Here is a 21,179-nt window from a genome sequence, read left to right on the forward strand (position 1 = left end):
GAGCCGATCGCCGCCCTTGATCCGTCCGTTCCGCCGTGAGGCGCTGCGCTAAGGCAGGTATTCGATGAGCCGATTCGTCCCCCCGGGCCCGCAGGGCCTGTACCACCCCGCGAACGAGCACGACGCGTGCGGCGTCGCCTTCGTGGTGGACATGCACGGGCGCAAGTCCCGGGACATCGTCGACAAGGCCATCACCGCCCTGGTCAACCTCGAGCACCGCGGCGCCGCGGGTGCCGAGCCCAACACCGGTGACGGCGCGGGCATCCTCATCCAGGTGCCGGACCGCTTCTTCCGCGAGGTCGTGGACTTCGAGCTGCCGCATCAGGGCGCCTACGCCACCGGCATCGCCTTCCTCCCGCAGGCCGCCGCGGAGGCGGCCGCCGCCGCGGAGGGCGTGGAGCGGATCGTCACCGAGGAGGGCCTGACGGTCCTGGGCTGGCGCGATCAGCCCACCGACGACGGCTCGCTGGGCGCACTCGCCCGTGATGCGATGCCCACCATGCGGCAGATCTTCATCGCCGGAACGGATTCCGACGGTGCGCCGCTCTCCGGCATGGACCTCGAGCGTCGCTGCTTCGTGATCCGCAAGCGGGTCGAGCGCGAGCTCGGCACCGACGGTGCGGGCGCCGGCTCGCAGGGCGAGGAGTCGGTGTACTTCCCGTCGCTGTCCGGCCAGACCTTCGTCTACAAGGGCATGCTGACCACCCCGCAGCTGCGCGGCTTCTTCCTGGACCTGCAGGACGAGCGGGTGGAATCGGCGCTGGGCCTGGTGCATTCGCGCTTCTCCACGAACACCTTCCCGAGCTGGCCGCTGGCCCACCCGTACCGGCGGGTCGCCCACAACGGCGAGATCAACACCGTCGGCGGCAACGAGAACTGGATGCGGGCCCGTGAGGCGCTGCTCGACGTCTCGGCGTTCGGCGAGGACGCGGCCGACAAGATCTTCCCGATCTGCACCGAGGGCGGCTCCGACACCGCACGTTTCGACGAGGTGCTCGAGCTGCTGCACCTGGGTGGTCGGAGCCTGCCGCACGCCGTGCTGATGATGATCCCCGAGGCGTGGGAGCGCCACCAGGACATGGACCCGGCGCGCCGGGCGTTCTACGAGTACCACTCCTCGTTGATGGAGCCGTGGGACGGGCCGGCGTCGGTCTGCTTCACCGACGGCACCCTGATCGGCGCCGTGCTGGACCGCAACGGCCTTCGCCCGTCGCGGATCTGGGTCACCAAGGACGGCCTCGTCGTGCTGGGCTCGGAGGTCGGCGTGCTCGACATCGATCACTCCGAGGTGGTCTACAAGACCCGCCTGCAGCCGGGCCGCATGTTCCTGGTGGACACGGCGCAGGGCCGCATCGTCTCCGACGAGGAGATCAAGAGCGACCTGGCTGCGGCGGAGCCCTACCAGCAGTGGCTCGACGAGGGCCTGCTGCGCCTCAAGGAGCTCCCGGACCGCCCGCACCCCGTGATGCCGCACGACCGGGTCACCCAGCGGCAGCAGATGTTCGGTTACACGACCGAGGAACTGGACCTGCTGCTCACGCCGATGGCGAAGACGGGTGCCGAGGCGATCGGCTCCATGGGCACCGACACCCCGGTGGCCGTGCTGTCGCTGCGCCCGCGTCTGCTGTTCGACTACTTCCAGCAGCTGTTCGCGCAGGTGACCAACCCGCCGCTGGACGCCATCCGTGAGGAGATCGTCACCAGCCTCGGTGGGACCATCGGCGGCGAGGGCGACCTGCTGCACCCGCAGCCGGGCAGCTGCCGTCAGATCCACCTGGACCAGCCGATCCTCAACAACGACGAGCTGATCAAGCTGGTCAAGGTCAACGATGACGGCACGCTGCCCGAGTTCCGGTCCGTGGTCATCCCGGGCCTGTACCACGTCGCCGAGGGCGGTAAGGGCCTGCGCGAGGCGCTCGACACCGTGCGCACGCAGGTCTCCGAGGCCATCGCCGGTGGCGCGCGCCTGATCATCCTGTCGGACCGCAACTCCGACCGGCTGCTGGCGCCGATCCCGTCGCTGCTGCTGACCTCCGCCGTGCACCATCACCTGGTGCGTGAGCGCAGCCGCACCAAGGTGGGCCTCATCGTCGAGTCCGGCGATGCCCGCGAGGTGCACCACATGGCCGCGCTCATCGGCTGCGGCGCGGCGGCGGTGAACCCGTACATGGCCTTCGCGACCATCGAGGACATGCACATCCGCGGCGAGCTCAACGGCACGCCGCTGGAGAAGCTCAACGCCAACTACGTCAAGGCGGCCGGCAAGGGCGTGCTCAAGGTGATGTCCAAGATGGGCATCTCCACGCTCGCCTCGTACACCGGCGCGCAGCTGTTCCAGGTCATCGGCCTCTCGCAGGAGATCGTCGACGAGTTCTTCACCGGGCTGCAGAGCCAGCTCGACGGTGTCGGCCTGGACGAGATCGCCGCCGACGTGGCCGCGCGGCACAAGCGCGCCATGAACGACCGTCCCGAGGAGCTGGCGCACCGCGAGCTCGAGGTGGGCGGCGAGTACCAGTGGCGCCGCGAGGGCGAGTACCACCTGTTCAACCCGGACACCGTCTTCAAGCTGCAGCACGCGACGCGCACCGGGCAGTACAAGGTGTTCAAGGAGTACACCGCGCTGGTCAACGACCAGAGCGAGCGGCTCGCGTCCCTGCGCGGCCTGTTCCGCTTCGCCTCCGACCGCCCGTCGATCTCCATCGACGAGGTGGAACCCGCCAGCGAGATCGTCAAGCGGTTCTCGACCGGCGCGATGAGCTACGGCTCGATCTCGGCGGAGGCCCACGAGACCCTCGCCATCGCCATGAACCGTCTCGGCGGCCGCAGCAACTCCGGTGAGGGCGGCGAGGATCCGGCGCGCTTCACGCCCGACGAGAACGGCGATCTCCGGCGCAGCGCGATCAAGCAGGTCGCGTCGGGCCGGTTCGGCGTGACCTCGCACTACCTGAGCAACTGCACCGACATCCAGATCAAGATGGCGCAGGGAGCGAAGCCCGGCGAGGGCGGCCAGCTGCCCCCGCACAAGGTGTACCCCTGGGTCGCCGAGGTCCGTGGCTCGACGCCGGGTGTCGGCCTGATCTCGCCGCCCCCGCACCACGACATCTACTCGATCGAGGATCTCGCGCAGCTGATCCACGACCTGAAGAACGCGAACCCGCAGGCGCGGATTCACGTGAAACTGGTCTCGGAGATCGGCGTGGGCACCGTGGCGGCAGGCGTCTCGAAGGCGCACGCCGACGTGGTGCTCATCTCGGGCCACGACGGCGGCACCGGCGCGACCCCGCTGACCTCCGTCAAGCATGCGGGCGCGCCCTGGGAGATCGGCCTCGCCGAGACCCAGCAGACGCTGCTGCTCAACGGTCTGCGCGACCGCATCGTCGTGCAGGTCGACGGTCAGCTCAAGACCGGCCGGGACGTCATCGTCGCGGCGCTGCTCGGCGGCGAGGAGTTCGGCTTCGCGACCGCCCCGCTGGTGGTCTCCGGCTGCATCATGATGCGGGTGTGCCACCTGGACACCTGCCCGGTGGGCGTGGCGACCCAGAACCCGGTGCTGCGCCGGCGCTTCACCGGCAAGCCCGAGTTCGTGGAGAACTTCTTCCTCTACATCGCCGAGGAGGTGCGCGAGCTGCTCGCCGAGCTGGGCTTCCGCACCCTGCAGGAGGCCGTCGGCCAGTCGCAGATCCTCGACACCGCGGCGGCGCAGGCCCACTGGGCGAACGCCAAGGCGGGCAAGCTCGACCTCTCGCCGATCCTGGCGCAGGTCGACTCGCCGTTCATGAAGCAGGATCCGTTCTGCAGCCAGCCGCAGGACCACGGCCTCGAGAAGGCCCTGGACCAGCAGCTGATCTCGCAGGCGCGGGTCGCGGTGGAGACGGGCGCCCCGGTCACGATCGAGACGCCGATCTCCAACGTCAACCGGACCGTGGGCACGATGCTGGGCCACGAGGTGACCAAGGCGCACGGCGCCGACGGGCTCCCCGAGGACACCATCGACATCACCTTCAAGGGCAGTGCGGGCAACAGCTTCGGCGCGTTCGTGCCGAAGGGCATCACGTTGCGCCTCGAGGGCGACGCCAACGACTTCGTGGGCAAGGGCCTCTCCGGCGGCAAGATCGTGGTCCGGCCGGCGCGCAACGCCCCCGAGGGCTTCGTCGCCGCGGAGAACATCATCGCGGGCAACGTGATCCTGTTCGGCGCGACCGGCGGTGAGGTGTACCTCAGCGGCAAGGCCGGCGAGCGATTCGCCGTGCGCAACTCGGGCGCGGTCGCGGTGGTCGAGGGCGTGGGTGACCACGGCTGCGAGTACATGACCGGTGGCCGCGTGGTGGTCCTCGGCGACACGGGACGCAACTTCGGCGCCGGCATGTCCGGCGGCGTCGCGTACGTCTACAACGCCGACGGTCAGTTCGAGCGCGACCTCAACACCGAGCTGGTGGAGCTGGAGTCGTTGGGCGAGGACGACATCGAGTTCGTCCTCGAGGCCGTGACCAAGCACTACGAGTACACCGACTCCGCCATCGCGGAGCGGATCCTGGCCAACTGGGGCCGGGAGCGCCAGCTCTTCGCCAAGGTGATGCCGCGCGACTACAAGCGCGTGCTCACCGCCATCAAGCGTGCCGAACTGGACGGCCGCGACATCGACGACGCAGTGATGGAGGCCGCTCGTGGCTGATCCGCAAGGCTTTCTCAAGCACAACTCCCGCGAACTGCCGGTCCGCCGGCCGGTCCCGCTCCGTCTGCTGGACTGGAACGAGGTCTACAAGCCCTTCGACGGGACCTCGCTGCGCAAGCAGGCGTCCCGGTGCATGGACTGCGGTATCCCGTTCTGCCACAACGGCTGCCCGCTGGGGAACCTGATCCCCGAGTGGAACACGCTGGCGTACAAGGACCGCTGGCACGACGGCATCGAGCGGCTGCACGCCACGAACAACTTCCCGGAGTTCACCGGGCGGCTGTGCCCGGCGCCCTGCGAGGCGTCGTGCGTGCTCGGCATCAACCAGGATCCCGTCACCATCAAGCAGGTCGAGGTCGAGCTCATCGACAAGGCCTTCGACGAGGGCTGGGTCTCCCCGCAGCACCCGACCAAGCTGACCGGCAAGAAGATCGCCGTCGTCGGCTCGGGCCCGGCGGGCCTGGCCGCCGCGCAACAGCTGACCCGGGGCGGGCACACCGTGACCGTGTTCGAGCGCGCCGACCGCATCGGCGGCCTGCTGCGCTACGGCATCCCCGAGTTCAAGATGGAGAAGCGGCACATCGACCGCCGCCTCGCCCAGATGAACGCCGAGGGAACGGTTTTCAAGACCGGGGTCAACGTGGGCGTGGACGTCACCGTCGAGCAGCTCCGCGAGGACTTCGACGCGGTCGTGCTCGCCAACGGCGCCACGGTCTGGCGCGACCTGCCGATCCCCGGCCGCGAGCTGGACGGCATCCACCAGGCGATGGAGTTCCTGCCGTGGGCTAACCGCGCCGCGGTCGGCGACGACGTCCTCGACGAGAACGGCCTGCCGCCGCTGCACGCCAAGGACAAGAAGGTCGTCATCATCGGCGGCGGCGACACCGGCGCCGACTGCCTGGGCACCTCGCTGCGCCAGGGCGCGGAGATCGTGCACCAGTTCGAGATCATGCCGACCCCGCCGCGCGAGCGCGCCGAGTCGACCCCGTGGCCGACCTACCCGCTCATGTATCGCATCAGCTCCGCGCACGAGGAGGGCGGCGAGCGCAAGTTCTCCGTCAGCACCGAGGAGTTCATCGGCGAGGACGGCAAGGTCACCGGCCTCAAGGCCTACGAGGTCACGATGGAGGGCGGCCGGTTCGAGAAGGTCGAGGGCACCGACTTCACCCTCGAGGCCGACCTCGTGCTCCTGGCGATGGGCTTCGTCGGCCCGCAGCGCGACGACCTGCTGGACAAGCTCGGCGTGGAGTACAACGAGCGCGGCAATGTCGCGCGCGGCGACGACTTCCAGTCGACGGTGCCGGGCGTGTTCGTGGCGGGCGACGCCGGCCGCGGCCAGTCGCTCATCGTGTGGGCGATCGCGGAGGGCCGCAGCGCCGCGGCCGCCGTCGACCGCTTCCTCATGGGCGACACCGCGCTGCCCGCGCCGATCGTGCCCACCGCCGCCCCGCAGCGGTAGGGCACCGTCGGGCCGCCCGACGGTACGCCCCGGAACACGCAGAAGGCCGGCTCCCGCACGGGAGCCGGCCTTCTGCGTTCGCGGGGCCTACTTGCCCTTGAGCAGGCCGCCGAGGATGCTCCCGAGCACGTTGCCCGCGGCGTTGCCGCCGGCGCTCGCGCCCGAGTTGCCGCCGCCGAGCATGTTGCCCAGGATGCTGCCGAGCAGGTCGCCGCCGCCCTGCTGCGGGGCCGGGGCCTGCTGCTGCTCGGGGGCCGCGGCGCCGCCGCTGGTGAGCTTCTTCATGACGAAGCTGATCACGATCGGCGCCAGGATCGGCAGGAGCTGCTTGACCAGGCCGTCGGTGACGCCCGAGGACAGCGGAGCGGCCGCGGCCGCCGCCACGTCGTCGGTCTTCTCGCCGAAGAGGCTGGCGACGATCTCCTGGCCGTCACCGTTGTCGGCGGCCTGGGCGAGATCGGCGGGGGCATCGGTGGCGTCGCTGTGCTGCAGGCCCGCGAGGAGGGTGGGCACCGTCTGGTTCACGGCCTCCGAGGCGACGTCCTCGGAGACGCCGAGCTGAGCCGCGATGTCGGCGAGCGGGATGGACTTGAGCAGGTCGTCGAGATCGGACACGGTTCTCCTTGGCGGATGTGTGGGGAAGCAAAACTGCGATCGAACAATGACAGATTAGCCGCGCCGCCGGACGGTCTTCGCGGTACCCGGCTGTGAGGCGGGACACGCGTGCGGCCGTAGCGCTGGACCCCGCTCCCAGGAAGGAATACAGTATCCGTAACCAATCGTTCCGCATTGAGATCGCACCCTCGGAGATCGCCGTGAAGCTGACCCGCCGCCCCTCGCTCCTGGGCTCACGAACCCTCACCCGCCTGCGGAATCGGCGTCTCGCGCTCCTGCTCACGGAGGACGGCGAGCGCCTCGTCACCCCCTCTGATCTGCGGAGTCTGCGCGTCAGCTGACGGTGTCGAGCACCAGCGCCGCGACCTGTGCGGGCTGATCGACCATCGCCTGATGTCCGCTGGGCGAGATCACCGCGTAGCGGGCTCGCAGCAGGTCCGCGAGACCCCGCTGCTCCTTCAGCCACGACGCCGACAGCGGAGTGCGGTGCCCGCCGTACGCCGCGGCCACCGTGATCGGGATCCCCGGCGGCAGCTCCCGGCCTTCGCGCAGTGCTGCCAGGTCGCGCGCCAGCACCGGGTACCGCCCGTTCTCCAGGAACGCGGCCTTGAAGTAGCCGTCCGATTTCAGGATGTCCGCGTACTCGCGGGGCGGGGTCGCGCCGCCGAGCAATCGGTGCGCGGCCGGGCCCACCCGGTTCAGGCCCACCGCGGCCCCCGCCTCCGCCGACCGCAGCAGCAGCTCGTTTCGAAGGTCGCCGGGCAGTACCCACCGCGGCGGCGAGGACTCGACGCTGCCGTCGAGGATCACCACACCCGCCGTGCGCGCGGGGTGCTCGCGCGCGAAGGCCTCGACGTAGAAGCTCGCCATCGAGTGCCCCACCATGACCGCGGACTCCAGTCGGAGCGCGTCGAGCAGCTCGCGCAGCCGTGCGACCTCGGACTCCAGGGTGGGCACGGCACCGTCGGGCCAGGGGTCGGAGAGGCCGTAGCCCGGCCGATCCAGGCGGACGACGGTGCGGCCCACGGTCAGGAGTTCGGTGACGGCGTCCCAGTCGAACCAGTTGCCGGCCAGGCCGGAGTTGAGCACGACGGGCGGCCCGGAGGCGGGTCCGCGCGGACCGTCGACCACCACGTGAGTGCGGGTACCCGCGAGTTCGAGCAGCACGATACGAAGAGTAGTCGGGCATGATGAGGGCGTGAACAATGCGATCGACGTGGCCATTTCCGACGAGGTGATCCGCCTGGGTCAGTTCCTCAAGCTCGCAGGGTTGATCGACTCCGGAGCGGAGGCCAAGGCCGTGATCGCGGAGGGTGAGGTGACGGTGAACGGCGAGGTCGACCTCCGGCGGGGCCGGCAACTCGCCGTCGGCGATGTGGTGGAGGTCTTCGGTCGGTCCGCCCGCGTCGCGCGGTGATCGCGTCCCGCGTCACATGAGGACGATGTCGTCGCGGCGCTGAACGTGGGTGGCTCCGGTGGTGAGAGGCCCTACCTCAGGACGATGCCGTCCTCGTCGCTGAAGAGAGTGTCGCCCGGGGTGAACGTGACCCCGCCGAACGTGACCGGCACGTCCCGCTGCCCCTCGGCGGTCTTCGTCGACTTACGCGGGTTGGTACCCAGCGCCTTGACGCCGATGTCGAGCGTTCCGATCACCGCTGCGTCCCGCACGGCGCCGTAGGCCACGATCCCGGCCCAACCGTTGGAGCGGCCCAGTTCCGCGATGAGGTCGCCGACCAGGGCGGTGTGCAGCGACGGGACGCCGCTCGAGTCCGAGCCGTCGATGACCAGCACGCGGCCCTCGCCGGGCTCGCCGAGGACGGACTTGAGCAGGGCATTGTCCTGGAAGCACTTCACCGTGACGACCTCGCCGGCGAACTGCTTGCGGCCGCCGAACTGCCGGAACTGCGTGTCGCAGCTGCGCACGTCGGGGCCGATCTCGTCGACCAGGTCCGCGGTGGGGGTGAACTGCACGTTGCTCATGCCGCGATCATAACGGCGCTCACGATTTCGCCATCTGATGCGGTGGACACGTCGGGGTGCACGTCCGATTGCGAAGAACCCGAGATCCTGAAGAAACGCGCTATTGAGTGGTCATCAACAAGCGGGTAGCCTGGGCCCATGCCAGCACCCACCCAGGCCACGTTCGACCGTCTTCGCGCCCTCTCGGCGATCGACCACCCCGAGGAGCGCACATCGCGCGACGTCCTCGAGGCGTTCTCCGGCGAGAAGGTGACCACGATCCCCGTCGGCACCGCCGAGGACGTGACCAAGGCCTTCGAGCGCGCCCGCCTCGCGCAGAAGCAGTGGGCGGCCCGCACGCCGCAGGACCGCGCGAAGGTGCTGCTGAAGTTCGCGGAGCTGGTGGGGGACAACCGCGCCGAACTCATGGACATGGTGCAGCTGGAGACCGGCAAGGCCCGCCAGTACGCGCAGGAGGAGGCGCTGGACGTCGCGATGACGGCCCGCTGGTACGGCAAGAACGCGCCGAAGATCCTGGCGGAGAAGAGCACCGACGGCATGCTGCCGGTGTTCACCAAGACCCGCGTGCGCTACCAGCCCAAGGGCGTCGTCGGCGTGATCGCGCCGTGGAACTACCCCATCACCCTCGCCGTGTCGGACGGCATCGCCGCGCTGGCCGCGGGCAACGCCGTGGTACTCAAGCCGGACTCGCAGACCCCGTACTGCGCGCTCGCCGCCGTCGAGCTGCTGTACAGGGCCGGCCTGCCACGCGACCTGTTCGCCGTGGTCCCGGGCCCCGGCGGCGTCGTGGGTACCGCGATCGTCGAGGCCGCGGACTACCTCATGTTCACGGGTTCCTCCGCCACCGGCGCCACCCTCGCCGAGCAGTGCGGCAAGCGCCTCATCGGCTTCTCCGCCGAACTGGGCGGCAAGAACCCCATGGTGGTCACCAAGGACGCCGACATCGCGCACACGGCCGACGGTGCCGCCCGCGCCGCGTTCTCGAACTCGGGCCAGCTGTGCATCTCGATCGAGCGGATCTACGTCGAGCGGGAGATCGCCGACGAGTTCGCCCGCGCCTTCGCCGAGCGCACCGCCACGCTCGCCCTGGGCGCAGGCTACGACTTCACCAACGAGATGGGCTCGCTCGCATCGAAGTCGCAGATCGACACCGTGGCCGCGCACGTCGACGACGCCGTCGCCAAGGGCGCGACGGTGCTCGCCGGCGGCAAGGCCCGCCCCGACCTCGGCCCGTTCTTCTACGAGCCGACGGTGCTCAAGGACGTGCCGGAAGAGGCCGTCTGCTTCAAGTCGGAGACCTTCGGCCCGTTGGTCTCGATCTACCCCGTCGACTCGGTCGACGAGGCCATTGAGAAGGCCAACGACACCGAGTACGGCCTCAACGCGTCGGTCTTCGCGGGCACGACGAAGCAGGCGCAGCAGATCGCCGAGCGGATCAACGCCGGCACCGTCAACATCAACGAGGGCTATGCCGCGGCGTGGGGCTCGACTGCTGCGCCGATGGGCGGCATGGGCATCTCGGGCGTGGGGCGTCGCCACGGCACCGAGGGGCTGCTCAAGTACTGCGAGTCGAAGACCATCGCGCAGCAGCGGGTCATCGGCATCGGCGGCATCAAGGGCGTGCCCCGTAACCTCTTCCTCAATGTCATGCCCTCGGCGGTCAAGGCGCTCAAGCTGCTCGGCCGGTAGTCCGCCGTTTCTCGTCAGGCGGGGACGCGGTACACGTGACGATTACCTCCGAGGTCATGGTGGTGCTTCCCCCGCGCGGCTAGATTCGCGTCCATGACGACCACCGAGGTCGGCCCGCTCCTGCGCGCCTGGCGGCAGCGACGACGGCTCAGCCAGCTCGAGCTCGCGAACCGCGCCGAGGTCAACGGGCGGCATGTGAGCTTCGTGGAGACCGGCCGCTCGCGCCCGAGCGCCGAGATGATCCTGCGGCTCGCGGAACACCTCGACGTGCCGCCGCGCGAACGTGATGCGCTCCTCGTCGCGGGCGGCTTCGCGCCGCGCCACGACAGCCCCGTCGACGCAGTCGGGGTGCTCGCGTCCTTCCGGACCCTCCTGGACGCGCACGCGCCCTATCCCGCGGTGCTGCTCGACAGGTACTGGGATCTCGTGGACGCCAACGACGCGGTGCCGCCGCTCCTCGATGGATGTGCGGCGCACCTGCTGGAGCCGCCGATCAACGTCGTCCGGCTGAGCCTGCACCCGCAGGGGCTGGCGTCGCGCATCGTCGACCTCGGGGCGTGGCGCGCGCACCTGCTGCACCAGGTGTCCGCGCGTGCCGACCGGACCGCCGACCCGCGACTCGCGGCGCTGCTCGCGGAGTGTCGGGAGTACCCGGCCGGTGCATCGGGTCCCGAGCCCTCGGGCCCCGTCGTCGAGCTCGTGCTCCGCATGCCCGACGGTGCGCCGCACCTGCGGCTGTTCAGCGTGCTCAGCGCGGTGCTCACGCCGCACGACGCCTGCGTCGACGAGCTGCACCTGGAGACCTTCCTGCCCGCCGACGAGGCGACCCGGGAACGGCTACAGGCGCGGCCCTGACGCTCGCAGCGCGGTGGTGATCGCCGCCGCGACGGCGCGCCCCTCCTCGGGGAAGGGGTGCATCTCGGCGGCGCGGGGATCGTCGTCGACGCCGTTGATCCACGGTCGGGCGCTGCACAATTCGTGGCCCTTCGACACGGGTTCCATGTCGACGTACTCGGCCCGGGTGTTCGTGGCGGCCTGCCGGACGGCGTGGTTGAGCCGCTCGGTGAGGACACTCCGCATCCACGGGATCGAGGCGGACCGGAAGGGGTGGATCGCGGCACAGGTCCGGTCGCCGGCGAACACCGAGGGATAGCCCACCACCAGGATCCGTGCGCGTGGCGACCGCTCGCGCGCGGCGCGGATGATGCGCTCGTTCGCCGCGGTGATCCGGGCGAGCCGAGCGGCGACGGCACCGTCGGACAGACGGGCGGGCCGGGTGCGCTCGTCGGCGGCGCACCGCCCCGCGGTCGATCGCGGTGCGACCGCGCAGGATTCGAGGATGCTCGAGTACAGGTCGCCGTCGTTGCCACCGAGGGAGATCGTCACCAGCTCCGTCTCCGCGCCGATGCCGGTCAATTGCGGTGCGGCGGAGTAGTAGCCGGTCTTCGCGGACCCGGCGCGCTGGCTCGCGAAGGCGTCCCGTGTCTTCGCGCCGCCGCAGGTGTTGTCCCGCAGTGCGTCCGGAGACAGGCCCAGCGACGCTGCCACCAGCTTCGGGTAGTTGTGCGTGGACCGCCCGCACGCACGCTCCTGCTGGGAGGCGCCGACGGTGGCGTCGGCGGGGAGCGATGAGTAGGAATCCCCGAGCGCGACATATTCCGGCGCGGGCGTGGCCGCCACCGCCGGTGCCGCGCCGAGCACGGCCGTCGAGGCGAGAACCGCTGCGCCGACCAGCAACAGGGACGGACGGATGCGCATCGACATGCCGTCACTGTATTGTGCGCGGCCGTCGACCGCAGTCCGTCGAAATCCCGTTGCGGTGCGGCGCCGACGGCGCGACCATGAGGGCATGGAGGTCACGTTCGTCAAGCGCCGGAACGGATACGACGTGCGGATCGCCCGTGCGAGGGGGCCGGAACTCGCGCCCCGCGGCGGTCCTGGCGGCAGGCCGCCGGTGCCGCACGACGCCGCGCACCTCATCGTGGAGTCCGAGGCGGGCCTGCGCGGCGGGGTGTTCGGGCGGCTCGCCGACGCCAACGGCCTCGACGGGCTGTTCTGGCCGGCGGATCCGGCGGAGCGCCGAAAGGCCTCCCGGCGCAACAGGCGGCCTACCCCGGCACAGTCCGCGGATATGGCGCGCTCCGAGTATCTGGCCTCGCTGACCGCGGCGCTGTGGGAGGTCGAGCGGGGGCACCGCAGGGCGGAGCCGGCCTGGCCCGGTGCGCTCGAGGACGCCGATGTCGAACCCACCCTGCGAGAGCGGATCTTCGCCCGCTACGACGACTTCGCCCCGCGCTGGGCGGCCCTTCCGGACGGCGGTGAACTCGTACTGCAGTGGTGAGACCGGATCGGGGCACGACCGACCGGGACGGGGCGGCGGACCGTCGCCGACGCCTCGGAGCGGCAGCGGTGAGCTAGGAGCTGACGCCGAGGCGGTTGAGCAGGTCGGCGTCGATGCCGTCCAGCTCGCGGGCGATGGCCTGGTGCGCCGGGCGGCGCCGCGCGGGCGGCATCGACTCGGACGCGGTGATGGCGGTGCCCAGGTCGTCGAGGCGCTGCGCCACGGAGGCCGTGAAGGACTTGGTCTCGGCGTCGGGATGCGTGGCCGCGAGCTGGTCCAGCGAGCGGCGTGCCGCCGCGACGCGGGCGGAGAGCCCGCCGCCGTAGCCTGCGAACGCCGCGACCTCGTCGACGGGCACGCCCAGGCGCGAGGCCTTCGCCGCGTCCAGCTGGTTCCGGCCGGCCTGCGCCGCGCGGTACGCGATCGGCACCACGACGGGCGCGAGCAGGCGCGCGGTGGAGATGTACCGCTTGAGCCGCGCCTCGGAGAGCAGTTTGCCCTCGACCGCCGCGCGAGCGTTGGTCTCCGCGATCTTGAGGTTCGCAGCGTCGGCCTTCCCCTGCGCCTTCGCCACGATCTTCGAGCGCTGCAGATCGGCCTTCAGTGCCTTGCGCTCGCTCTTCGACGCGCTCTTCACGACGCGCTTGGCGTCGCGATCCGCGTTCTTGGCGGCGAGCTTCGCCTCGAGGCGCGCCTTGGACTTGAGCGCCTTGGCCTGCGCGCGGCGCTCCGCGCGGGAGGACTTCTTCTTCTTGCCGAACAAACCCATCAGTGCACGTCCTTGTAGGTCAGTACTGCCGTCCGGTACAGCATTGCACAGCGCGGCTCCGCGAGTTGTCGGTGCCGCCCGCCATACTGCTAGGGAAGTGAACATCAACGAGGCAACCACGACGAATCCGGTGAGCGCACGGTCGCTCACCGGTTGCCGGCACCGTCTGGCGCTCGAGGCCCGCGCCCCGCAGGGCGAGCCGGACCCGGGCATGGAGTTGCGGGTCGAGGCGGCCGCCGTGTTCCGCGCATCGGTGCGGGACGGTCTGCCGGGACTGACGATCATCGAGCAGGGCGAAGGAGCGGTCCGGCGCACCCTGGCCGCGATGGCGGCGGGCGCCGATCGGATCTGGAACGCCGTGCTGCCCACCGCACACGATCGCCGCGGCCACAGCGAACTCCTGGTTCGCCTCGCCGACGGCTACATCCCCGTCATCGTCGTCAACCACAAGACCTGCGACCCCGTCGCCGGTTCGCGCCCGGCAGCCGGACCGGACGGCGCGCCCCGCGGGCCCGTGACCTCGCCGCTGGAGCGCTGGGAGCCCCGCGAAGACCAGACGGTGCGGGTCCGCCAGCACCGGGGCGACCAGATGCGCCTGGCCCACCTCACCCGCATGCTGCAGGACACGGGGTTCGCGTCGCGCACGCTGCTCGGCGGGAGCATCGGGGTCGACGGTGCGCGGATCGTCGTGCACGAGGTCGGCCCGCTGTTGCCAGCCTACGACGAGCGATTCGCGGACCGTCGGGCAGTGCTCGCCGGAACGGTGGAGACGGAGCCCGTGCGCGTGGCGGAGTGCCGGCGGTGCCCCTGGTGGCCGCAGTGCGCGCAGACCCTGACCCTGGCGCGGGACGTGAGCCTGGTGGCCGACGGCCGCTCCGCACCCGGCCTGCGCGCGGCGGGCGTCGTCACCGTCGACCAGCTGGCCGAGTACGAGGGTCCCCAACCCGAGGACGTACCCGTCCCGATCGCCGACCTGCGCGCGATGGCTCGCGCCTGGCGCGACGGGCAGGTACTCGTGCGGCGGTACCCGGAGGTGACGGTGCGCCGGGCCGATGTCGAGGTGGATGTCGACATGGAGAGCTACCAGGAGTACGGCGCGTACCTCTGGGGCACCTGGCTACGGAGCGACGGCGTCGAGCTCGGGTACCGGCCGTTCGTCACCTGGGATCCGGTGCCCACGCGCGACGAGGCGCGCTCGTTCGCCGAATTCTGGGCCTTCCTGATGGATCGGCGCGCGGAGGCGCACGCCACGGGCAGGACCTTCGCGGCGTACTGCTACTCGCAGAACGCCGAGAACAAGTGGCTCCTGGCGTCGGCGGACAGGTTCGCGGGCGAGCCCGGCGTGCCCGCGCGCCGGGCCGTCGAGGAGTTCATCGCCTCGCCCGAGTGGGTCGACATGTTCGACGCGGTCGGCGATTCCTTCCTCTCCCTGGAGGGCCGGGGCCTGAAGAAGGTCGCGCCCGTCGCCGGATTCCACTGGCGTGACGCCGAAGCCGGCGGCGAGGCCTCGATGCTCTGGTACCGCGTGGGCGTCGGGATCGACGTGGGATTCGGCGACGCCGAGCGCGCGGCGCAGCGGCAGCGGATCCTCGAGTACAACGAGGACGATGTGAAGGCCACGGCCGCGCTCCGCGCGTTCATGTCGAGCGACCGCGTACTCGCGCTGCCGGTGGTGGGCGCTTAGGCCTGTGCCTGGCGGAGGTGGGCGCGCCGGAGCGCGTCCGCGAAGCTGCCGCTGCCGAGCAGGGCGACGCCGCCCAGGATCGCGATCATCGCGGGGGAGAGCTGGCGCGCCGTCTCCGCGGCGACCGGCGCCACGCGCTGCGCGGACGTGACCGCCGACGCGAACACCGTGGTCTCCTGGGGGCGGGTGCTCTCGTTGCTCGTCGGGCGGTCCGTGTCCGACGGTGCCGGCACCGGCGCGGCCGGAGCCGGTGCGGGAGCCGGCTTCGGGGCGGCCGGAGCCGGTGCGGCCGGAGCCGGTGCGGCCGGAGCCGGTGCGGCCGGAGCCGGTGCGGCCGGAGCCGGTGCAGCGACGGGACCCGCCACGAGGGGAGGGACGACGACCGGTGCGGGGACGTCGGCGGCGGGGGCGGGCGGCGCCGCAGCGGGGGCACCGGCCTCGGCCTCGTCCGGGCTGGGACGGTCGTGGTCGCCGCCGACGCTCGTGGCGCCGTTCGTCGGACTGCCGGTTCCGGATGCGCCGCCGGTCGTACCGCCCGAACCCGTGCCCGTCGTACCTGTTGCGCCCGTCCCGACGCCGGTTCCGCCGGTCGAGCCGGTTGGGAGGGACGGTGCCGGTGTCGTGCCGCCCGTCGATCCGCTGCCCGATCCGCCGAAGATGCCGCCCAGGATTCCGCCGATGATGCCACCGCCGTGGGTGTGGCCGTTGTTTCCACCGCCACTACCTGTGGTGCCGGTGTTGTCGTTTCCCGTGGTGCCGGTGCCGGTGCCGGTGTTGCCGTTGTCGTTGTCGTTGCCCCAGGATCCGTGACGGTTGCCTCTTCCGTCACCGCGGAGGCCGCCGCTGCGGGAATCGTCGGACGGTGTGTGGAGGCTCGTCCCGCCGGAGCCGCGCGAGGCCGAGCCGTCATTGTCGCCCGACGAGGACGAACCGTCGCTCTGCGAGGTCGACGAGCCGCCGTCCGAGGAGCCGGAGGGGGAGTTGCCGTCGCCCGGGTCCGCCCAGGCCGGTGCGGATGCGATTGCACCGACTGCCAGGGCCGTTACGACGAGGGCCCGGATGCGGCGGGAAAGATGCGTAGGGCGAGACACAACGCACCCCTTCGGCAGTTGTCACATAGTTATGAGTAAGAATACAGCATGGATGCACTGATCCGATAGGCGATCACGAAGAGGTCGTGGCTAATGGCAAAGTGCGCTATAGTGTGACGAAGCTTGGTGGACTCGCAACAATACGGGGTGGGTCCACGGGTGACAGGTCGTGCCGGTGATAGAGAGGGATGGCACAAAGTGGACACAGGTAATAAGTACGACAGCGACGCCCTGGTGGGTCAGGGTCTGTTCGCCAGTCGGCTCGAGGAGCTGTTCCGCACGGTGCCCGGCCCCAACGGTCGCGCATTCACCGCGAAGGCGATCGCCCAGCGGTCGACGGCCCTGGGCTTCCGCCTGGGCGAGTCCTACCTGAGCCAGCTGCGCTCGGGCAAGGCGAAGTCGCCGTCGTTCCGCACCGTCGAGGGCATCTCCGCGGCGTTCGGTGTGGACGTGCACTACTTCCTCGAGGACGAGGCGGCGCAGCGCACGCGTGACCAGATTCACCTCATGCGGCTCCAGGCCGACACCAAGGTGCAGATGGCCGCGTTCCGCCTGGCAGGCCTCTCGCCCGACTCGGTGAACATGGTCAACGAGCTCATCAAGGTGCTCCGGGTGCAGCAGGGTCTCCCCGCCGATCCGCCGGAACTTCCCGTAGACTCGCGCGAAACTGAGGGACTGTAACCTTCTCCGGTTGACCTCGCCGCTCGGCGGCTCGTAGAACGGGCCGCGGGCGCGCATGCCGCCGGTTCGCGCCGTCCCTCCCGGATCCGTCGAAGGAGGGGCGTGCGTGCGTTCCGTCAAGTCCCTTCGCCGCCTCTGTGAGAACGAGGTGCGCAGTCTCGATCTCGATCTGCCCTTCGACGCCGTGCAGTTGTGCGAGAAGTACGGCAAGCGCCGCGGTCGGGACATCCTGGTGATCTCGCAGCCGCTTCCCGTCGGCATGCCGAACGGGCTGTGGCTCGTCGGTGACGACGCGGACTACTTCTTCTATCAGGCCAACACCTCACGCACCCATCGCGACCAGATCATCATCCACGAGTTCGGCCATCTCATCGCCGGTCATCAGAATGCTGGCCCCTCGGCGCGAGCGGAGCAGATGCCCGCCGAGGAGGCCGACGCCGCCCTGCACCGGACCTGTTACGACGACGCGAACGAGTGGGAGGCGGAGATGATCGCCTCCATCATCCTCGGCTGGGCGTCCGAGGCCGGAGCGCTCGCCGGCCGCACCGCGAAACATGACAGCCTGCGCGGCATCCAGCGCGCGTTGGGAGGACATTCCCGGTGGCTGTGAAGATCGTGAACGTACTCGGCGTCGCGTTCTTCACCCTGGTGTTGTGCTGGCGCGTCGACCGGCTCTACCGCGCCAAGGCCGGAATCCAGGCCGTCGCCGTGACCGTCGCCATCGCGGCGCTCACCATGGCGGTGCTCCTGTTGAACTCGCCCCTCGCCTCGAGCATCGACGGTGCCCTCTGGCGCGGCTCCAGCCGCCTCGGCGGCTACGCGGCCCTCGCACTGGGCGTGGCCGCGCTCGCCGTCGCCTTCTTCTACGGCCCCACCGAGTCCGCGCGCCAGCGTCGCGCCGGCATGGAGGCGGTCCCGCTCCTCGCGTCCGTCATCGGCCTGTCCGTCGCGATGACGGTCATGCCGCCGTCCCTGCGCGACGCCACCCTGGACACGCTCACCGTGCAAGAACTCGGCTTCGCCGTGTTCTTCGCGATCGCGGGCGGCTACCTCATGTACGGCCTCGCGGACTGCGTCCTGTCCCTCACACGGCTGATGCCCTTCGCGGACGGCTACCTCGTGACCTCGTTGCGGCTCATGGCCGCGGGCCTCGCCCTGACGTCGATCGGTTCGCTCACGCAGGTCGTGTTCGTGCTCACCAGCATCGTGCACGCCGTGTCCTGGCCGGTCCTACTCACGGTCTCGCGCGGGTGCACCGCGGTGGGGATCGTGCTGTTCGTCATCGGGCTCAGTTATCCCGGCGTCCGGGGCTTCTTCGTGCAGCTCGACTACCGCAAGCGGCACCGTCGGGACTACAAGCGGTTGGAGCCGCTCTGGCAGCTCCTGACCACCGCGGTGCCCGAGGTCGTGCTCGACGCGCGGTCCGCCGCGAAGGACCCGCACCTGCGGTTCCAGCGGCGCGTCGTCGAGATCCGGGACGTACTGGTCCAGCTCAGCCCCTACCTGCCGGACGACTTTGGCGACGGGATCCCCGAGGAGAACGTCCACAACCTGCTCGTGGCGATCGACCTGCGCAACGAGGCCAGGGCCGCGCCGGCACCGTCGAGCATGGTTCTGCCACCCGAGGGCACCTCGATCGACGACGACGCCGCCCCGCTCCTCGCCCTGTCGGACGCGGTCGGGGCGACGCCGGCGGAGGAACTGCAGATCTAGCGCGGAGCCATCCGAATGGCCCCGTCCATACGGATCGTCTCGCCGTTGAGGTAGTCGTGCTGCGACATGAAGTACGCGAGGTCGGCGTACTCGGAGGGCTCGCCGAGGCGCTGCGGGAAGGGCACGCCCGCCTCGAGGGTCTGCTTGAACTCGGGGGTCACGCCGGCGAGCATCGGGGTGTTGATGATGCCGGGGGCGATGGTGTTGACGCGGATGCCGAACTGCGCCAGGTCACGCGCGGCGGTGATGGTCATGGCGTGCACGCCGCCCTTGGAGGCGGTGTAGGCGATCTGGCCGATCTGGCCCTCGAACGCCGCGACGGACGCGGTGTTGACGATGAGGCCGCGGGAGCCCTGCGCGTCGGCGGTCTCCTGCTTGCTCATCTGGTCGGCGGCCAGGCGCATGACGTTGAACGTGCCCACCAGGTTGATGTTGATGACCGTCTGGAAGAGGTCCAGGGCGTGCGGGCCGTTCTTCGAGAGGATCCGGCCGGCCCAGCCGACGCCGGCGCAGTTGACGGCCACACGCAGCGGGCCGGCCTTGACGGCCTCGGCGATCGCGGCGAGGACCTCGTCCTCCTTGGTCACGTCGGTGGCGATGAGGTGCACGTTCTCGGCGGGGGTCGCCTTGTCGATCGACGGCTGCAGGTCGAGGCCGAAGACGGTGGCGCCCGCCTCGGCGAAACGCTTCGCGGTGGCGGCGCCGAGGCCGGAGGCGGCGCCGGTGACGATGACGGAGGAGCCGGACACGTCCATGGCTGTTTCCCTTCTGTGGTGACATGCGCCCTCGCCGGTGGGCGGGGCGACCCGTCTCACAGTAGTGAGCGGACGTTCTTCAGGGCGCGGGGGTGCCGGACAGCTCGTCGACGGGGGCGGGGGCGGACCGTCGGGCCACCTGGGCGCGCCGGACCGCGTACAGGCCCAAGGCGGTGACGGCCGCCGTCAGTGCGAGGGCCACGGCCACCGCTGTACCACTGGTCAGCCCCACGATCGCATCGACGAGCATCCACCCGGCGAAGCCGAAGAACAGCACCGTCGCGATGACGTGCACCGCGCGCTCGGGGATGCGGTGCCCGAACAGCGCGCCGACCGCGATCGCCATGCCGCCGGCGAGGATCATGCCCACCGTCGAGCCGATCCAGATGCCCAGCGCGTTGTGGCCGGTGGAGAGGGTGATCGTGGCGAGCATGGTGCGGTCGCCGAGCTCGGCGAGGACGAATGCCGAGGTCACGGCCAAGAACACCGCCCAGTTCGAGCGCGCGGACGCCGCGGTGTCGGGCTGCTCCTCGTCGTCGGGACCCTCGCCGCGCCAGGTCCAGAACGCGAACGCGAGCATCGTGAGCGCCGCGCCGACCGCCAGGACGTGCGTCGGGAGTGCCGCGCCGACCGTCGCCCCGATGACCACCGATGCGGCCTGGATCGCGACGGTGGCCACGGTGATGCCGGCGAGGACGGTGGCCCAGTGGTGCTTCATGGCGAACGTGAGCGCCATCAGCTGGGACTTGTCGCCCAGCTCGGCGAGGAAGACGACCAGGAAGCCGACGATCAGGGCGTTGAACACGATGGAACCTCCGAGAAGACCTGTGCCACACGGATCCACGTTCGCGGACCGCGCAAGTGGCACAAAGGTCTCGCCCACCGCGACGTGCGGTTCGCGGGGCCGGGCGCCATCGGGGTGCCAGTGTGTCGACCGCGCGATTGGGGGCTACTCCCCTTCGTGCGTCGTCCAGAATAGTGAGGTCGTACCGGAATCGCAAGTAACGCAATAATTTTGGTTCCCTGACGGGGTTCTTCAGGGCTCCGGTGCGAGGGTTTCGGTTACCCGTATCCGACGGTGCCGGTGCCCCGCTCAGCGCCGGTGGGAGAGCAGCTGCGCCATGGGGAAGCGGTAGCTCTTGTCGCGGTACACGATCCGCCAGGCCTCGTCGAAACCCGCCGCGGCCATCACGTCGCTGAACTCGTCCGGATGCCACCGCCAGGCCGGCGCGACGGCGTGGTCGAAGGGGATCGGCGGGCCGGGCTCGTCGGCCGCCTGGAACGCGACGAGCACCGGAGTTCCGGCGGATACCAGGGCGGCCCAGCGGCGCACCGTCGAACGGACCTCGGACGGTTCCACGTGAATCAGGCTGAACCGGGCGAGGATCGCGGCGATCGGGCCGGCGGGCAGGGTGCCGAGGGAGGCGCCGCCGTCGGAGAAGGGGACGTGCGGGTGCAGCCTGCGCGCGTGGGCGAGCATGCCGGGGCTGGGGTCGACGCCGATCACGTCGAGCCCCTGGGCGGCCAGGTCGGCGGCGACGTGCCCGACACCGCACCCGACGTCCACGGTGCGGCCCGGGCGCCCCGCGGCCGCCTCCGCGAAGGCCGCGGCGGCGTGCGCCTCGATCGGGAACTGGTACGGGTCCGGGAACGTCTCCGCGTAGAGGTCCGCCATCGCGTCGTAGCCGGGCTGGGTCATGACGGCCACTGTGCCAGGCGCCAGCGACGCG

The 21,179-nt window shown here is 70.6% G+C and carries 19 protein-coding genes; 10 read left to right on the forward strand and 9 right to left on the reverse strand.

The features are described from left to right. The first annotated feature begins 64 nt into the window (after positions 1-64). Together gltB and ABZX10_RS18255 are read left to right on the forward strand one after the other, a co-directional pair. Positions 65-4,672 (forward strand): glutamate synthase large subunit, encoded by a 4,608-nt coding sequence (gene gltB, locus ABZX10_RS18250; protein WP_355542978.1) that lies wholly within the window; start codon positions 65-67, stop codon positions 4,670-4,672. Then, entirely contained in the window at positions 4,665-6,131 is a 1,467-nt protein-coding gene (locus tag ABZX10_RS18255) for a glutamate synthase subunit beta (protein WP_355542981.1), read from the forward strand. The genes gltB and ABZX10_RS18255 overlap by 8 nt, the downstream gene beginning before the upstream one ends. 87 nt (positions 6,132-6,218) lie before the next feature. Here the strand turns inward: ABZX10_RS18255 and ABZX10_RS18260 are convergent, their stop codons facing one another. Then, the gene (locus ABZX10_RS18260) at positions 6,219-6,746 is read right to left on the reverse strand and encodes a DUF937 domain-containing protein (protein WP_355542984.1); all 528 of its coding nucleotides are present in this window, start codon (positions 6,744-6,746) and stop codon (positions 6,219-6,221) included. A 333-nt stretch (positions 6,747-7,079) separates the two neighbouring features. Continuing rightward, positions 7,080-7,913, reverse strand: a complete 834-nt coding sequence (locus tag ABZX10_RS18265; RefSeq protein ID WP_355542987.1) for an alpha/beta hydrolase — start codon at positions 7,911-7,913, stop codon at positions 7,080-7,082. Between the two features lie 31 nt (positions 7,914-7,944). Here ABZX10_RS18265 and ABZX10_RS18270 point away from each other — a divergent pair, with 31 nt between their 5' ends. Then, positions 7,945-8,163 carry an RNA-binding S4 domain-containing protein gene (locus ABZX10_RS18270; protein ID WP_355542990.1) on the forward strand — a complete coding sequence of 73 codons (219 nt, stop codon included), beginning with the start codon at positions 7,945-7,947 and terminating at the stop codon, positions 8,161-8,163. Positions 8,164-8,234: 71 nt separating this feature from the next. On the opposite strand, the gene rraA is transcribed toward ABZX10_RS18270, so the two are convergent. Further along, positions 8,235-8,726 (reverse strand): ribonuclease E activity regulator RraA, encoded by a 492-nt coding sequence (gene rraA / locus ABZX10_RS18275; RefSeq protein WP_355542993.1) that lies wholly within the window; start codon positions 8,724-8,726, stop codon positions 8,235-8,237. Between the two features lie 138 nt (positions 8,727-8,864). On the opposite strand from rraA, the gene ABZX10_RS18280 reads away from it, so the two are divergent. Both ABZX10_RS18280 and ABZX10_RS18285 read left to right on the forward strand, forming a co-directional pair. Beyond that, positions 8,865-10,415, forward strand: coding sequence for a succinic semialdehyde dehydrogenase (locus ABZX10_RS18280; protein WP_355542996.1), 1,551 nt, complete (start codon positions 8,865-8,867; stop codon positions 10,413-10,415). Between the two features lie 93 nt (positions 10,416-10,508). Next, positions 10,509-11,270 (forward strand): helix-turn-helix transcriptional regulator, encoded by a 762-nt coding sequence (locus ABZX10_RS18285; RefSeq protein ID WP_355542999.1) that lies wholly within the window; start codon positions 10,509-10,511, stop codon positions 11,268-11,270. Here the strand turns inward: ABZX10_RS18285 and ABZX10_RS18290 are convergent. After that, on the reverse strand, positions 11,253-12,179 hold the full coding sequence (locus tag ABZX10_RS18290; RefSeq protein WP_355543002.1) for an SGNH/GDSL hydrolase family protein: 927 nt from the start codon (positions 12,177-12,179) through the stop codon (positions 11,253-11,255). The genes ABZX10_RS18285 and ABZX10_RS18290 overlap by 18 nt on opposite strands. A gap of 85 nt (positions 12,180-12,264) precedes the next feature. Between ABZX10_RS18290 and ABZX10_RS18295 the strand changes: the two genes are divergently transcribed. Continuing rightward, on the forward strand, positions 12,265-12,756 hold the full coding sequence (locus ABZX10_RS18295) for a hypothetical protein (RefSeq protein ID WP_355543005.1): 492 nt from the start codon (positions 12,265-12,267) through the stop codon (positions 12,754-12,756). Between the two features lie 73 nt (positions 12,757-12,829). Here the strand turns inward: ABZX10_RS18295 and ABZX10_RS18300 are convergent, their stop codons facing one another. Further along, a complete protein-coding gene (locus ABZX10_RS18300) occupies positions 12,830-13,525 on the reverse strand; it encodes a DUF6474 family protein (RefSeq protein ID WP_355543008.1) in 696 nt (231 codons plus the stop codon). A gap of 97 nt (positions 13,526-13,622) precedes the next feature. On the opposite strand from ABZX10_RS18300, the gene ABZX10_RS18305 reads away from it, so the two are divergent. Beyond that, a complete protein-coding gene (locus ABZX10_RS18305) occupies positions 13,623-15,209 on the forward strand; it encodes a TM0106 family RecB-like putative nuclease (protein ID WP_355543011.1) in 1,587 nt (528 codons plus the stop codon). Here the strand turns inward: ABZX10_RS18305 and ABZX10_RS18310 are convergent. Next, on the reverse strand, positions 15,206-16,300 hold the full coding sequence (locus ABZX10_RS18310; protein WP_355543014.1) for a hypothetical protein: 1,095 nt from the start codon (positions 16,298-16,300) through the stop codon (positions 15,206-15,208). The genes ABZX10_RS18305 and ABZX10_RS18310 overlap by 4 nt on opposite strands. A gap of 198 nt (positions 16,301-16,498) precedes the next feature. On the opposite strand from ABZX10_RS18310, the gene ABZX10_RS18315 reads away from it, so the two are divergent. From ABZX10_RS18315 to ABZX10_RS18325, 3 genes are all read left to right on the forward strand, one after another. Beyond that, positions 16,499-16,981 (forward strand): helix-turn-helix transcriptional regulator, encoded by a 483-nt coding sequence (locus ABZX10_RS18315; protein ID WP_068573578.1) that lies wholly within the window; start codon positions 16,499-16,501, stop codon positions 16,979-16,981. A 106-nt stretch (positions 16,982-17,087) separates the two neighbouring features. Then, the gene (locus ABZX10_RS18320; protein ID WP_355543018.1) at positions 17,088-17,591 is read left to right on the forward strand and encodes a hypothetical protein; all 504 of its coding nucleotides are present in this window, start codon (positions 17,088-17,090) and stop codon (positions 17,589-17,591) included. Next, complete coding sequence (locus ABZX10_RS18325; RefSeq protein WP_355543021.1) at positions 17,582-18,694, forward strand: MAB_1171c family putative transporter; 1,113 nt, start codon at positions 17,582-17,584, stop codon at positions 18,692-18,694. The genes ABZX10_RS18320 and ABZX10_RS18325 overlap by 10 nt, the downstream gene beginning before the upstream one ends. Here ABZX10_RS18325 and ABZX10_RS18330 read toward each other — a convergent pair. From ABZX10_RS18330 to ABZX10_RS18340, 3 genes are all read right to left on the reverse strand, one after another. Beyond that, a complete protein-coding gene (locus ABZX10_RS18330; protein WP_355543024.1) occupies positions 18,691-19,449 on the reverse strand; it encodes an SDR family NAD(P)-dependent oxidoreductase in 759 nt (252 codons plus the stop codon). The two genes, ABZX10_RS18325 and ABZX10_RS18330, sit on opposite strands and share 4 nt — an antisense overlap. A 79-nt stretch (positions 19,450-19,528) precedes the next feature. Next, complete coding sequence (locus ABZX10_RS18335; protein WP_355543027.1) at positions 19,529-20,254, reverse strand: TMEM165/GDT1 family protein; 726 nt, start codon at positions 20,252-20,254, stop codon at positions 19,529-19,531. A 288-nt stretch (positions 20,255-20,542) separates the two neighbouring features. Continuing rightward, on the reverse strand, positions 20,543-21,148 hold the full coding sequence (locus ABZX10_RS18340; RefSeq protein WP_355543030.1) for a class I SAM-dependent methyltransferase: 606 nt from the start codon (positions 21,146-21,148) through the stop codon (positions 20,543-20,545). Between the last annotated feature and the right edge of the window lie 31 nt (positions 21,149-21,179).

Source organism: Tsukamurella sp. NPDC003166, assembly GCF_040611135.1.
Lineage (GTDB): Bacteria > Actinomycetota > Actinomycetes > Mycobacteriales > Mycobacteriaceae > Tsukamurella.